General features: G+C 69.0%; 13 protein-coding genes. 4 read left to right on the top strand and 9 right to left on the bottom strand.

Features of this window, described 5'->3' with window-relative positions; translation table 11 throughout:
- The first annotated feature begins 82 nt into the window (after positions 1-82).
- From L324_RS18950 to L324_RS18935, 4 genes are all read left to right on the top strand, one after another.
- Positions 83-1,303 (top strand): PucR family transcriptional regulator, encoded by a 1,221-nt coding sequence (locus L324_RS18950; protein WP_152546911.1) that lies wholly within the window; start codon positions 83-85, stop codon positions 1,301-1,303.
- Between the two features lie 383 nt (positions 1,304-1,686).
- Positions 1,687-2,697, top strand: a complete 1,011-nt coding sequence (locus L324_RS18945) for an alpha/beta fold hydrolase (protein WP_037309886.1) — start codon at positions 1,687-1,689, stop codon at positions 2,695-2,697.
- A 339-nt stretch (positions 2,698-3,036) separates the two neighbouring features.
- Positions 3,037-4,227, top strand: a complete 1,191-nt coding sequence (locus L324_RS18940; protein WP_037309883.1) for a PucR family transcriptional regulator — start codon at positions 3,037-3,039, stop codon at positions 4,225-4,227.
- A gap of 31 nt (positions 4,228-4,258) precedes the next feature.
- Positions 4,259-5,503, top strand: coding sequence for a PucR family transcriptional regulator (locus tag L324_RS18935; RefSeq protein ID WP_037309881.1), 1,245 nt, complete (start codon positions 4,259-4,261; stop codon positions 5,501-5,503).
- Positions 5,504-5,984: 481 nt separating this feature from the next.
- Here the strand turns inward: L324_RS18935 and L324_RS18930 are convergent, their stop codons facing one another.
- From L324_RS18930 to L324_RS18890, 9 genes are read right to left on the bottom strand one after another with little or no spacing between them, the layout of a single operon-like run.
- Positions 5,985-6,629, bottom strand: coding sequence for a hypothetical protein (locus tag L324_RS18930; RefSeq protein ID WP_037309878.1), 645 nt, complete (start codon positions 6,627-6,629; stop codon positions 5,985-5,987).
- A 10-nt stretch (positions 6,630-6,639) separates the two neighbouring features.
- Entirely contained in the window at positions 6,640-7,143 is a 504-nt protein-coding gene (locus L324_RS18925) for an Rv1363c family protein (RefSeq protein ID WP_037310233.1), read from the bottom strand.
- Positions 7,144-7,148: 5 nt separating this feature from the next.
- Positions 7,149-8,249 carry an MCE family protein gene (locus L324_RS18920; protein WP_037309875.1) on the bottom strand — a complete coding sequence of 367 codons (1,101 nt, stop codon included), beginning with the start codon at positions 8,247-8,249 and terminating at the stop codon, positions 7,149-7,151.
- The gene (locus L324_RS18915; protein ID WP_037309872.1) at positions 8,249-9,223 is read right to left on the bottom strand and encodes an MCE family protein; all 975 of its coding nucleotides are present in this window, start codon (positions 9,221-9,223) and stop codon (positions 8,249-8,251) included. Before L324_RS18915 ends, L324_RS18920 begins: the two co-directional genes overlap by 1 nt.
- Positions 9,220-10,224 carry an MCE family protein gene (locus L324_RS18910; RefSeq protein WP_037309868.1) on the bottom strand — a complete coding sequence of 335 codons (1,005 nt, stop codon included), beginning with the start codon at positions 10,222-10,224 and terminating at the stop codon, positions 9,220-9,222. Before L324_RS18910 ends, L324_RS18915 begins: the two co-directional genes overlap by 4 nt.
- Complete coding sequence (locus L324_RS18905; RefSeq protein ID WP_235783572.1) at positions 10,224-11,234, bottom strand: MCE family protein; 1,011 nt, start codon at positions 11,232-11,234, stop codon at positions 10,224-10,226. Before L324_RS18905 ends, L324_RS18910 begins: the two co-directional genes overlap by 1 nt.
- A complete protein-coding gene (locus L324_RS18900) occupies positions 11,231-12,244 on the bottom strand; it encodes an MlaD family protein (RefSeq protein ID WP_037309866.1) in 1,014 nt (337 codons plus the stop codon). Before L324_RS18900 ends, L324_RS18905 begins: the two co-directional genes overlap by 4 nt.
- A complete protein-coding gene (locus L324_RS18895; protein WP_037310227.1) occupies positions 12,241-13,464 on the bottom strand; it encodes an MCE family protein in 1,224 nt (407 codons plus the stop codon). Before L324_RS18895 ends, L324_RS18900 begins: the two co-directional genes overlap by 4 nt.
- Positions 13,461-14,300, bottom strand: a complete 840-nt coding sequence (locus tag L324_RS18890; protein ID WP_007033208.1) for an MlaE family ABC transporter permease — start codon at positions 14,298-14,300, stop codon at positions 13,461-13,463. The genes L324_RS18895 and L324_RS18890 overlap by 4 nt, the downstream gene beginning before the upstream one ends.

The raw sequence follows: 14,300 nt of genomic DNA, 5'->3' as shown, positions 1-14,300 counted from the left end.
CTCCCGGCACCGTTCCCGTCGATCCGGCGCGGCCGTGCAAAGGGATTCATGTTTCCCGTCACCCCGTTCGTCGAAATCAAAGGTGGTCCTCGTGGTCGAGTACCGCAGTTTCCCCATGCTGGCGGCGTTGCCACGTTCGCTCGGCGACGAACTGCGTCCGTATACCGGTCACGCCACGGCCGCGATGATCAAAGAGGTACAGCGTTCGGTCGCCGCGTATTCCCAGCCGTTGCGCGGCGTCTTCGGCCGGGTCCTGGTCGTTTCCTGCGAACGGGCGCTGCGGCACTACGTCGACTGCATCGGCGATCCCGGCGTCCCGCACGACCGCTGGATCGACTTCTACCGCCTGCGCGGGCGGATCGAGTTCACCGAGGGCCGCGGCCTGGAACCGTTGCACGACAGCGCGACGATCGGCGCACGGGCGGGCTGGCGCGCGATGCGGCCCATCGTGCGCGGGCTCGGCGTCGGGGCCGACGTCATCGCGCTCGCGGCGGAATCCGTCTTCGTCTACGTCGACGAACTGTGCGCGACGACGATCGAGGGCTATCAGGAGGCGGAAGCCCAGGCCGCGGGCGCGATCCCGCTCCGGCGGCGCCGTCTGCTCGAACTGATCGCGCAGGCGCCGGAAGGATCCGCGTGCAGTATCGCGAGCCTGGCGAAGGGGGCCGGGTGGCGGGTCCCGCGGGTCGCGGCCATGGTCGCGCTCCAGCGCGCTCCGGGCGCCGGCGAGTTCCCCGCCCACCTCCTGGCCGACGACGTGCTGCGTGACCTCGACACCGCCGAGCCGTACCTGCTCACCGCGGATCCCGACACCGATCTGGCGCCGCTGAAGGACGCGATGGACGGCTGGCGTGCGGCGGTCTCCCCCGTGGTCCCGCTCGCCGACGCCCCGGCCGCCCTGCGCACCGCCCGCCGCGCACTACTGCTGACCAGCGAGGACGCGCCCGGTCCGATCGTCTGGTGCCGGGATCATCTCGCCACGCTGTGGCTGCTCGCCGAGGACTTCCTCGCCGCCGAACTGGCCAAGCGGAGCCTCGACCCGTTCTCGTCACTGAGCGGGAAACAGCGGGAACGGCTCAGCGAAACGCTTCTGGCCTGGCTGGAGACCCGCGGTGGGGCGCCGGAGATCGCGCAACGGCTGGGGGTGCATCCGCAGACCGTGCGGAATCGCCTGCGGCAACTGGAAGAACTGTTCGGCGACCGGCTCAAGGACGCCGACGACCGGCTGGGCATGCACCTCGCGCTGCGCGCCCAGCGGCTCATGCGCGCCCACCGCCGCGACGAAGACGCGCCAGGGAGCTGACCCGGCGGACCCGGCGTTCCGGTGGACGCACGGTGGGAAGTACCCAGCGCAGGCCGCGGCGGGCGGCCTTCACCCTCGGCTGATCGATGTGGAAGTCCGCCCGGCAGGCCATCAGAGAACGGCCGCCGATCCGGCACGGTGCGTCGTCGCAGCCATGCTTTCTCCCGTGGTGACGGGTGTTTACCGACGCTTTCCTGAATACCGGCACGGTCGGAAAATGTCGATGCGCAATTGTTCCGGTGTCCAGGTTTTGGCATCCGGCTCCGGGGTCGGCCCCGGCATTCTTGTCACCTCCGCCGCAATTGCCGGACGTGTCCGGCGACACGCTGACGAACCAGGCTTTCCTCACGTTATTTTGACGCCCGACAACGGAAAGGCGGGACATGGCCCTCGAAGCGCGCACACTGACCCTGCACGGGCAGGAAATCCGGCTGCGGGAATACCTGCCGTCCACAAGGGACACCACGGGCGAGCCGCTCGTGCTGCTGCACGGGATCTCCGGCAGCGGGGAGACCTGGATCCCGCTGCTAGACCATTTCGAGCGGACCGGGTTCGGGCGGCACGTCCTCGTCCCCGATCTGCCCGGCCACGGCGACTCCGGCTCACCGAGGGCCGACTACGGCCTCGGCGCGATGGCCAGCGTCGTCCGCGACATCCTCGCCGTCACCGGGAACCACCACGCGACCATCGCCGGGCACTCCCTCGGCGGCGGGATCGCGATGCAGTTCGCCTACCAGTTCCCGGAGATGTGCGCCCGGCTGGTGCTCGTGGGCAGCGCCGGACTCGGCCCGCAGGTGACCGCGGTCCTGCGCGCGACGGCGCTCCCGGGCGCCAAGGCGGCACTCGCCGCCGCCGTCAACCCCGTCACCGTCGCGATCGCCCGCGGGATCGCCGCCGCGGGCCGCGGGCTCGGCGGGAAGCTGGCCCCGGAGACCCGGGAGCTGACCCGGCATCTTTCGTCACTCTCCGACGTGGGCCGCCGCCGGGCGTTCCTCTTCATCGCGCGCAGCCTGATCGACCTCCGCGGCCAGCGCGCGAGCGCCGTCGACAAGCTCTACCTCGCCGAGCAGGTGCCGACGCTGATGATCTGGGGCGCGCACGACCCGCTCATCCCGGTCGAGCACGGCCGAAAGACGGCAGAACTGCTGCCGGGTAGCCGCTTGACCGTGTTCGAAAATGCGAAACACTTTCCACATGTAGCCGACCCGGCCCGGTTCGGCGCGGAGCTCGAACGCTTCCTGGACGAGACGGAACCCGCCCGGCTGACCCTCGAAGAGGTCGTCGAGATCCTCGTTCAGGCGAGCGAGGCGGCGAATGAGGTCGAAAACCGCGCGAAGGCCGTGAAGAAGGTCCCGGAAAAGTTGTCACCCGGACCCCATCTCAGGCGTGCCTAAATGTCACCCGCCGCCGGATCGGACCACCCGTTCGGGTGTAGTCCATCCAGGTGGCCGATCAAGGTCCCGCCAGCCGTTGACAGTCCTCTCGGCCGGATTTTATGTTGCGTGAGCCACAAAATCTGGATCGGCTTCACCGTTGAAGAGGCTGATTTTGTTGCTACCAAGGATAAAAACATGACCGACTTGGATACCGGGTTCTCGCGGCACGATCTGCGGACCGCACGGCCAGACCCCGACGTGCGTCACCCCGCCACCCCGCACCGCCAGCCACCGGGTCCGGTCCAGCGACCGCGCGCCTTCACGCCGGCACCGAGAACCCCAGTGGAGAACCGACCTGTGCGCAGCACCGGTGCGAATGGACTGTGGGCGTCACTGCCACGGGAACTCGGCGAGCGGTTCCGGCCGCGTGCCGACCCTTTGGCCCGAGCCATCCTCCAGGAGGTACAACGAGCCGTCCCCGAATACGCCCAGCCACTGGAAGGCGCGTTCGGACAGATCATCACTCAGGGTATCCGGCAGGCCATCCTGCATTGCCTCGATACGGTCGGTCAGGGGACGGCCCCGCTCGACAAGTGGTCCGCGGTCTTCCGCAATCTCGGGAAGGTCGAGTTCAAGGAGGGCCGCAGTCTCGACTGCCTGCAGACGGCCTACCGCGTCGGCGGCCGGGTCGCCTGGCGGCACGTTTCGGAATTCGGGCAGGCGATCGGAGCGGACGCCGATCTCCTGTGCACCGCGGCCGAGGCGATTTTCGCTTACGTGGACGAGATTTCCGCACTGTCCATCGAGGGCTACACGGCCGCGCAGGAACGGGCCGCCGGTACCAGGGCCAGACGCAGACGGCGGCTGCTCGAACTCATGCTCTCCGATCCGCCGTCCTCACCGCAGTCGATCGCGTCCCACGCGGCCAACGCCCAGTGGGCGCTGCCCGCCGAGGTCACGGTCGTCGCGCTGGAACGCCGGAGCGGCCCCCTCGACTCCGACAGCGCCGACCTCGACGCCGACGTCCTGGTCGACTTCGAGGGCCCTAAGCCCTGCCTGGTCACCGGGGATCCCGACAGGCACCTGAAGGACCTCGCCGAGCGGCTCCCCGGCTGGCGAGCGGTGATCGGCCCGGCCGTGCGGCTCACCGAAGCGCCGCGCTCCCTGCTGTGGGCCCGCCGCACCCTGCGGCTGGTCCAGCGCGGGGTCCTGCCGGACAAACCGGTCACCCGCTACAGCGACCACCTGTCCACCCTGTGGCTGCTCGCCGACGAGTTCCTGGTCCGCGAGCTGTGCACGCGCAGCCTCGCCCCGTTCGACGATCTCACGCCCAAGCAGCGGGCGCGGCTCGGGGAGACGTTGCTGATCTGGCTGCAGTCCCGGGGCAGCGCTCCGGAGATCGCGAAGAAACTCAAGGTCCACCCCCAGACCGTCCGGTACCGCATGCACCAGCTCATCGATCTCTTCGGCGACCGGTTGAACAACGCCGACGACCGGCTCGACATGGAGATCGCCCTGCGCGCGGAGGCCTTGCTCGCCGAGGACTGATCAGCGTTCCCACTCACAACGAGGTGACGAGGTGACCCGACCGCAGGATGGCCGCAGCGGGGTCGAGGCGACGTACGGACCGCTCCTCACGCCCGCCCGGCCGGGCGGGTCGAGCGGACGTCCCGTCCAGCTCTGGGCACTGCTGCCGCGAGAACTGGCGACGGTGTTCCGGCCGGTGCTGGCCGACGTGGCCGGGGAGGTGGTCCGCGAGATCCAGCGGACCATCCCCGACTACGCCCGGCCGCTGGACGGCGCGTTCGGCAAGGCGCTCAAAACCGGTGTCCAGATGGCGTTCCTGCAGTTCCTGGAGCGGATCGGGAACCCGGAGGCGCCGTCGGAAGACCGGCGGAGCGTGTTCCTGAGCCTGGGCGTCCAGGAGTTCCACCAGGGCCGCAACGTCGACGTCCTCCAGGCGGCGTACCGGGTCGGGGCGAGGGTGACCTGGCGCCGCGTGGCCGAGGCCGGGCGGCGCACGGGCGTTCCTTCGGCGACGTTGTGCCTGCTCGCGGAGGCCATCTTCGCCTACATCGACGAGCTGTCGGCGCTGTCCGTCGAGGGCCACGCGGAGGCGCGGGAGAAGGCCGCGGGCGCGCTGGAGCGACGGCGTCACCGGCTGATGGAACTCCTGCTCGCCGAACCGCCGTCGCCGCCCGACGTCGTCAAACACGCCGCCGACCTCGCACGCTGGCAGCTACCGGACCTGCTCGTCGCCGTCGCACTCGACCAGCCGTCGGACGAAGCTCCGGCGGCTGCTTCGAGCGCGCTGGCGGACTTCGAGAGCAGTTCGCCCTGCTTGTTGCTGCCCGCGCCGGAACCGGATGAACGGGAACAATTCGCCGAAAACCTGGCCGGCTGGCGGGCCGCGGTCGGCCCCGCCGTCCCGCCCTCCTTCGCGGCGCGTTCCCTACGGGCCGCGCGAGAGGCACTGCGGCTCGTCGGGTCCGGCGCGCTCGCCGACGAGCCGGTGACATGGTGTGCCGACCACCTTTCGCGACTGTGGCTGCTCAAGGAACCGTTTCTGGCCGCCGAGCTGGTGCGGGAGCGGCTCGGGCCGCTGGCCGGGCTCACTGGGAAGCAGCACTCGCGGCTGGCCGGGACCCTGCTGGCGTGGCTGGAGACGTGCGGGAACGTCCGTGAGGTGGCGGAGCGGCTCGCGGTGCACCCGCAGACGGTGCGGTCCCGTGCCCAGGAACTCGAGGCGCTGTTCGCGGACGGGCTGAAGGACCCCGAGCGACGCTTCGAGATGATCCTCGCCCTGCGCGCCGCCGCCTCCTGACCCTCGCCTCCTGCCCCCCCGCCTCCTGACCCGACTCCGCGAAGGACGCTTTCCCCACATCTCACGCAGCGAAGGGCCATTTCCCCACATCTCATGCGGCGAAGGGCCCTTTCCCCGCGTGTCACGCGGCGAAGGGCGCTTTCCCCGCATCGCATGCGGGGAAAGGGCCCTTCAGCTCATACGAGTCAGCGCCTTCGCGTTTAGTCCTCTAAATGCGGCAGCGGGTCACGCAGCGGGTTGGCACAACCCGGCGCAAGGTGAGGCTCTCGTGGCCCGAGGTGTCCTGAAGGCTCCCTTTCGGACGTTGAACGTCTCGAAAGTTCCCTTCAAACCGGGGATCCGGGCCGACGTCACGGAGCCGGTGTCCCCAAAGTGGCATTGGGGACACCGAACGTCCCCAATGCCACTTTGGGGACGCCCGAACGCGCCAGCGCCACACCCTCACGTTTAGTCCTCTGAATGCGCGGGAGGGTCAAGTGGGTCAGGCGGCGGCGAGGGCGGTGACCCGCCACCTACCTTCGGACCGTTCGGCAGTGACGCTCAGCTGCGCCGCACCGGAACTCCGCTGCCCGTCCCCGCGGACGCCGGTCTGGTCGAGGAACACCAGCAGCGACGCCCGGTCCCCGTCGAGGATCTTGACGCCCGAGACCACCGGGGTCGAGGTCACGACCAGTTTCTGCGCCGTCGCCAGGTTCCGGACCTGGGCGAACAGCTGATCGTACTGACCCAGCGCGGGTCCGGAGAGGACCTCTTTCGCCGCCTGTTCGCTCTTGGCGGGATCGTCATACCGGTAGGAGAAGATCGTGCCGAGCGCCTTGCCGACCTGGTCGCTCACCTCGGCGGTCGCGGCGACGTCGGTCAGCGCGGTGTTGTGCGCCAAGACCGCCGTCGTGTCCCGCGCCTCGATCGCGAACCACCCCGCGAGGCCCGCCATCACCAGCGCGACCGCGCCGAAAGCCAGAGCGCCCCGACGCCGCACCGGTGCGACGGTCTCCTCGGAAACCTCCGGGACGTCGTCCACCGGGTCGGCCTCATCGGGCGCGTCGAGGACCTTGGTGCTCCCGCCCATTTTCCCGGCCACCTTCACGGTGCGCCGCACCGGCTTGACGGCTCGTTTCGTGGTCATCCGTCCTCCGTCATGGCTTTCCGGTGTCGGTCACCGGCACCTGGCCGAGCGACGTGACCCGCCACCCGTCCGGCGTCCGGTTCAGGCCGGCCCGGAACCGGTTGTGCTTGGTCACGGCCTCCCCGCCGTCGGGCCGGACCTCGAGTTCGACCGACGCGATCACTTCGGCGGTCCCGCCGCCACTGTCCACTTCGGTCACCGCGGCGTCGACGACCCGGCCGGTGGTCACGGTCTTCGCCTGGCCGATCCGGCCGAGGCCGCCTTCCCGGTCCCGCGCCAGCTCGTCGTGCAGCGCGCCGCCGGAGAGGTTCAGCCAGTTCTGGTAACCCTGTTCCGCCTGCCGGTAGTCCAAAGTGGTCAGTGCGGCGACCGCCTGCCTCCCCGCCGTCAGCGCGTCCTCCCGGACCGTGGCCCGCGCGACACCGTCGTCGCGGCTCGCGTCCCACCAGGAGTAGCCGAACCAGGCGGCGAACGCCGTGGCGATCACCGCGAGGAGGGCAGCGAATCTGGTCATGACCTTCACCTCCCCGGGACGTTCTGCGAACCGCGGACGTTCGTCGGATTCCCCTTCGGCAGCGCGCAGCGCGCGGCGGTGTTCAACGGACGCGGTGCCGTGTCGAGTCCGTCGCGGTAGCCGGTCCCGTAACCGGTGACGCACGGCGGCGGATCGAAGAACGTCAGCGACAGGCCGACGTGCGCACCGTCCGGGCCCATGATCGCGGCGCCCGCCGCGACCGCCTTCGGCGCTGTGACCAGCAGTTGCTCGACGCCGTCCAGCCGCGTTTCCAGTACGTCCGCGGTGGTCAGCAGGTTCGCCAGCAGGATGCCGAGGCTCGGCCCGGTCTCCCGCAGCACGGAACTGACCTCGTTCGCCGCGGCCGGGACGGCCGGGATCAGCCTGCGCAGATCCCCGTCGGAACTCTTCAGCGTCGCGGCGAGCAGTTTCGCGTTCGCGCCGAACGAGCGGATCGCGTCCGCCTGCGAAACCTGCGTGTCGAGCACGGTCTGCGCGTCGGTCACGAACCTGGTGAGCGGATCGACGTGAGCACTCGCCGCCTTGACGAACTCGATGCCCCGTCCGACGAGCTGGTCCAGGGCCGGGCCCGCGTCGGACGTCGCCTTGTACAGCTCGTCGACCACGGTCCGCAAGGCGGGCTTCGGCACCGAGTTGGCGAACGAGTCCACACTGGACAGAACGACGTCCACCGGAAGCGGGATCTTCGTGTCCGCCTCGCTGATCACCGAACCGTCCCGCAACATGGCACCGTCGCCGCGGCGCGGCCGCAGGTCGACGTACTGCTCGCCGACGGCGGATCGGTTGGCGATGACGGCTTCGGTGTCCGCCGGCACTTCGGGGCTGCCGGGCTCGATGTCGAGGTCCACCTCCATCCCGGAGGAGGTCAGCCGCAGTTCGCCGACCCGGCCGATCGGCACACCCCGGTAGGTGACCTCGGCGTTGCTGAAGATCCCGCCTCCGGTGGCGAGCCGCACCTTCACGGTGTAGCCGCGATCGAGCACCAGCTTGTCCAGCCCCGCGTACGTCGCGCCGACGTACGCGACGCCGAGGACCGCGACGACCACGAAGACCACCAGCTGGCCGCGGACGAACTTGGTCAGCATCAGCGGCCACCGCTCTTGAAGGTCAGGAAGGTGTTCAGGTAGTCACCGCGCAGGGCGTCGAGCGCGGCATCGGGGAACGGGAAGGTGAAGATCATCTCCATCGCCTTCGGCAGTTTGTCCCCGGAGTCGGCCAGCCGCCTCAGCATCGGTTCGAGCGCCTTCAGGTCCGCGACGAGGTCGTCCTTGCTGCGGTTCACCGTGTCGACCGCGACCGAGGTGAGCCCGTCCAGCGATTTCAGCATCCCGACCAGTGCCTGACGCTGCTGGTTCAGTACCTCGATGCCGGGCGTGAGCCCGTTCAGCGTCGCCTTGATCTGCTCCGTGTTCGCGTTCAAGGTCGCCGCGAGCTTGTTCACGCTCTCGATGGCACGGGTGATCTCCGCCTTGTGTTCGTCGAGACCGCGCACGAACGTGTCCAAATTGGACAACAGGCTACGTGCCGCGCTTTCCTTGCCGCCGAGCGCGTCGTTGAGTTCGCGGGTGATGTTCTGCACCTGCGCGACGCCTCCACCATTGAGCAGCAAGGAAAGCGCGCCGAAGACCTCTTCGATCTCCGGGGTCAGCGACGAGCGCGCCAGCGGGATCACCGCGCCGTCGGCCAGCCGTCCGCTCGGGGTCGCCTCGTCCGGCGGCGCGAGTTCGACGAACTTCTCGCCGAGGATGCTCGCCTGCCGCAGCCGCGCGACCGCGTTGGCAGGCAGGTTCACGTTCCCGTCGATCAGGAGCCCGACGACGGCGCTGCGCCCGTCCGGCGCCAGTTCGACCGTCCGCACCTGGCCGACCGGGACGTCGTTCACCTTCACCCCGGACTGCGGCACGAGATCCAGCACGTTGGAGAAACTCGCCGTGACGTGGATCGGGTGGTCGCCCAGGGCGGCACCGCCCGGTAACGGGATGTCGTAGACGTCCACACCGTCGCCGCAGCCGGTGGCGGCCAGCACGAGGACCAGTACGGCAGCGAGCCGGGTTTTCATTTCGCCCCCGAGAATTCGGTGAGGTTCCCCCGGCCGTCGAGCGTTCCCGCACCCTGGTTGTAGGCGCCGAGCACGTTCGTCAGCGCGTTCGGCGCCGCGTCGAGTGCTTCTCCCAGCGACGCCTTCTGCTGGACGAGCACCTTGGTGATCTCGGCGAGTTTGTCCACATCGGACTTCACCTTGCCCCGGTTGTCCTTGATGAAACCCTGGACCACGCTGAGCGCCTCGGTGAGTTCGCTCATCGCGCCGGAGAACTGGTCCCGCTGGTCGGCCAGGATCTTGCTGATCGACGAGATCTGCTGGATCGCCTGTTTCACCTGGCCGTCGTTCGCGGCGAGCATCGCGGTGAACTTGCTGATGTTGTCGAGGGAAGTGAACAGATCGTCCTTGGAATCACTCGCCGTGCGGGCGAATTCGCCGAGGTTCTTGATCGCCTCGCCGAGTTTGCCGCCGTTGCCGTCGAGGTAGGCCGCGGCCTTGGTCAGGACGTCGCTGACCGCGCCGTCCCGGTTGGCACCCTTCGGCCCGAGCGCGGTCATCAGCTGGTTGAGGCTACCCAGGAGTTCGTCGACCTCGACCGGGGTCACCGTGCGTTCGCGGGGGATCCGGGCGTCGCCACCCAGCTCCGGCCCGCCCACGTACACCGGGGAGAGCTGCACGTACCGGTCGGCGACCAGGCTCGGGGTGATGACGACGGCGCCGACGTCGGCCGGCAGTTTGACGTCCGGCCGGATCGTCATCGTCACCTCGACGTTCGTCCCCCGCGGCTCGACCTTGGTCACCGAACCGATCGGGACGCCGAGCACGCGCACCTCGGTGTTCGGGTAGACCCCGACGGTCGCGGTGAAATACCCGGTCAGGACCCGGTCCGCCGGTTTGGTCAGCAGCGGCCAGGCCGCCGTCACGAGCAGCCCGGCGACCACGGCGAGCGCGAGCCGCCGCACCCAGGCCCGGCGCCGGACCTGTCCCCCGAGATCGGCCAACGTGAAATGGCGCCCCATCAGCGTCCCCCGTTCCTCGACGGCATGCAGCTGCCCGGCGGACCGCCGGTCGGGACGAGCCCGCAGATGTAGGTGTCGATCCAGCGGCCGTTGCCGACCGCGTTACCGAGCAGCCGGTAGAACGGCCCGGCCAGCCGCAGGCTCTCGCTGAGCTTGTCCTGGTTGCGCTGCAGCACGGTGGCGACCCGATCGAGCTGGTCGAGCGCCGGGCCGAGCGTCTTCTGGTTGTCCGCGACGAGTCCCTTGAGCTGCACCGACAGGTTCTTCACGCCGCTGAACAGCTTCGCGATCGCGTCCTTGCGCGCGTTCAGTTCCGTGAGCAGGGTGTTGCCGTCCCGGATCAGCGCCTCGATCTGCTGCGTCCGGTCGCCGAGCGTCCGGGACACCTTGTTCGTGTTCTGGAAGAGTTTCACCAGTTCCTCGTCGCGCGACGCGAGGGTCTTGGACAGGGCGGTGATGCCGTCGAAGGCCGTCCGGACTTCCTGCGGAGTGGAGGCGCCGAGGGTTTCCGACATCACCCCGAACGCTTTCGCCAGCTGATCGGTGTCGATCGCGCCGACGGTGTTCGCGAGGTCGTTGAACACCGTGGTGACGTCGTAGGGTGAACTCGTGCGCTGCACCGGGATCGGTTCGTCCGGATCCAGTTCCGCGTTGCCGACCGGGTCGATGACCAGGTTCTTCTGCCCCAGCAACGTCTTGATCTTGATGGCGGCGGTGGTGCGGTTGCCGATCCAGGTGTTCTTGACCCGGAACAGGACCTTGACCCGGCCGCCGTCCAGGAGGACGTCGGTGACCTCGCCGACCTTCACCCCGGCGACCCGGACCTCGTCGTTGCGTTTGAGCCCGGCGGCTTCGGTGAATTCCGCCGAGTAGGTGACACCACCGCCGACCAGCGGGAGGTCGTCGGAGAAGAAGGTCGCCGAGCCCGCCGCCGCCATCAGCAGCGCCGTGACGGCGCCGACGACGATCGGGTTGCGGCTGCGGAAGGGTTTGATCCTTGGCGCTTTCACCGGCACCGTCCCTGGGTCAGCGGGATGCCGACCGGCGGGCCGCCCGGGGCGGGCCGCGCGTCCGATTCGACCGCGCAGAGGTAGAAGTTGAACCACGAACCGTACGAGACCATCGCGCCCATCCGGTCCAGCTTCTTCGGGAGGTTGGCCAGGAACTGTTCGAACACGGGGGTGTTGTCGGCGAGGTTCTTCGACAGATCGCCGAGGGTGACGATGCCCGCCTTCAGCGGCGCGCGGCCGTCCTGGAGCAGGCCGGCGGTGGCCGTGGTGAGCTCACCGAGCCCGCCGATCGCCTGGCCGATGGGTTTCGCGTCGGCGGCGAGCCCGGAGACCAGCCGCGCGGTGACGTCGACGAGCTTGTCGAACTGATCGCCCTGGGAGTTGAGCGTGTCGAGGACCGTGTTGAGGTTCCCGACCACCTGTCCGATCACCTCGTCCTTGCCCGCCAAGGTGTTCGTCAGCGACGCGGTGTGCTCCAGCAGGCTGTCGATCGTGCTCCCCTCGCCCTGCAGCACCTGGACGATCTCGAACGACAGCTGGTTGACGTCGTTCGGCGACAGCGCCTGGAACAGCGGTTTGAACCCGTTGAACAACGCGGTGAGGTCCAGCGCCGGATGCGTCCGCTCGGGCGGGATCAGCGCTCCTCGGTCGAGCACGGGCGGGCCGTCGGGACCGGGGTCGATCGCGAGGTACCGCTGGCCGACGAGGTTGCGGTACCGGATGGTGATCGACGCGCCCGCGGTGAGACGGCGCCTGTCCTCGATCGAGAACCGCACGTCCGCGAGGCGGCGTTCGACCACGGCGACCGAATCCACCTGGCCGATCCGGACCCCGGACATCCGGACCTCGTCCCCGGGGTTGACCGAGGTCGCATCGGTGAACCTGGCGGTGTAGCCGACCGTCGTGCCGACGCCGGAGTTCGCGATGGTGATGGCCAGGATACCGGTCGCCACCGCGGTGATCACGAAGAAGATCAGGCCCTTGATCGCCGGGCCCGCGACACTCCTCATTGAACGGTCACCTCCGTACCGCGTAACGCCGGGCCCACGAGCACGCTGCTCCAGTCCGGGACCTCGGCCGGCCGCATCCCGAGCGACGGCGCCAGCATCTCGGCGACCAGCCCTCGTTCCCCCTTCGAATTGGCCGGGCCGAGGTCCCCATCGGCGGCGAAGGTCACCGCCGCCGAAGTCCCACCCCCGCCGTAACACCTCGGTCCGCCCTTCTGGTCGAACCTCGGATCGTCACGGCCCGGCACGTACTTGTCCCGCGCGTCGTGGACGGACAGCGTCACATGCAGCCCCGGCTCGCCGGTGCCCTTGCCCAATGCCTTCTCCATCACCGGCTTGAGCCGGTTCACGGCGTCGAACAGGCAAGGGAACTCGGGCGAGTACCGCGAGAGCAGTTCCAGCGTCGGCCTGCTCTTCGCGCTGACGCCGATGATGTTGTCCTTGTTCTGCACCAGGAACTTGTTCAGATCACCACTGGCGGCGGTGACGCTGGTGTACAGCTTGTCGAGATCCGCGCGAGTGTCCACAATGGTCTTCGCCGTCGTGGAAAGATCCGAAAGAGCGTTCAGGATGTCCGGCGCGGCCCCGGTGTAGAGATCGGCGACGTCGGCCGCACGGCTGATGTCGGCCTTGAACTGGGGCATCAGCGGGTTCACCCGGCCGAGCAGGTCGTTGAGCTGGACGATGCTGTCCCCCAAGGGTTTCCCGCGATTGTCGAGTGCCAGCGAGATCGCGCCGAGGGAGCTGTTGAGCTTCTGCGGCTGCACCGCCCGCAGCAGGGGCAGCAGATCACCGAGCACGCGTTCGAGTTCGATCGCGTTGGCCGAACGGTCCTGGGTGATGACGTCGCCGTCCCGCAGCGAACCACCGGCGGGCCGGTCCGGCAGCACGAGGTTGACGTACCGCTCACCGAACACCGTCTTCGGCAGCAGCCGGGCCGAGACGTTCTTCGGCAGCTGATCGATTTTCGCCGGGTCGATGGCGAGATCGATCTCGGCGCCGTCCGCACTGCCGCGGACCGCCCGGACCTCGCCGAACGGGACGCCGCGGACCTTGACCTCGGCGGGCGGGGCCAGCTGGTTGCCGACCCGGTCGGTTTTGAGCGTGACCAGCTCCGCGCGGTCGAAGTCCTTGTTGAAGATGGCGACGGCGAGCCAGCCGAGCAGCACCAGGATGACGAGGAAGATCACCCCGGCGGCCTGCGTCCGTGCCCGCGCGCTCATCCGGACACCTTCACCGTCGTGGTCGCGCCCCAAATGGCCAGGCTGAGGAACAGGTCCAGCACGCTGATCAGGACGATCGACGTCCGCACGGCACGCCCGACCGCGACGCCGACCCCCGCCGGACCACCCGCCGCGCGATAGCCGTAGAAGCAGTGCGTGAGGATCACGCCGACGCTGAACACCAGTACCTTGCCGAACGACCACAAGACGTCTTCAGGCGGTAGGAACAAGGAGAAGTAGTGGTCGTAGGTCCCGCCGGACTGGCCGAAGAAGACGACCGTCGTCACCCGCGAGCCGAGGTAGGAGATCAGCAGGCCGATCACGTAGAGCGGGATGATCGCGATGAACCCGGCCACGATCCGGGTGGTGACCAGGTACGGCATGCTGCGCACGGCCATCACTTCGAGCGCGTCGATCTCCTCGGAGATCCGCATGGCGCCCAGCTGCGCGGTGAACCCGGCGCCGACCGTCGCGGACAACGCGAGCCCGGCCGAGAGCGGCGCGATCTCGCGGGTGTTGAAGTACGCGGTGAGGAAGCCGGTCATCGCCGAGATGTTGATCTGGTTCAGTGCGCTGAAACCCTGCAGCCCCACCGTGATCCCGGTGAACACGCACAGGCCGACCATCACCCCGACCGTGCCGCCGATGACCGCGAGGGCGCCGCTGCCGAAGGTCACTTCCGCCAGCAGGCGCACCACTTCGCGGAAGTAGCGGGTGACCGCCATCGGGATCGCCGCGAGCGCGCGGATGTAGAACAGCAACTGGTCGCCCAGTTCGAAAAGACTGTTGCCGGGGCGTTTGAACGCCTCGCGGGCCCGTTCGGGGACGCTGGTCAC

Source organism: Amycolatopsis orientalis DSM 40040 = KCTC 9412, from assembly GCF_000478275.1.
Taxonomy (GTDB): Bacteria; Actinomycetota; Actinomycetes; order Mycobacteriales; family Pseudonocardiaceae; genus Amycolatopsis; species Amycolatopsis orientalis.
Note: the sequence above shows the minus strand (reverse complement) of the source record. Positions and strands in the feature narration are given on the sequence as shown.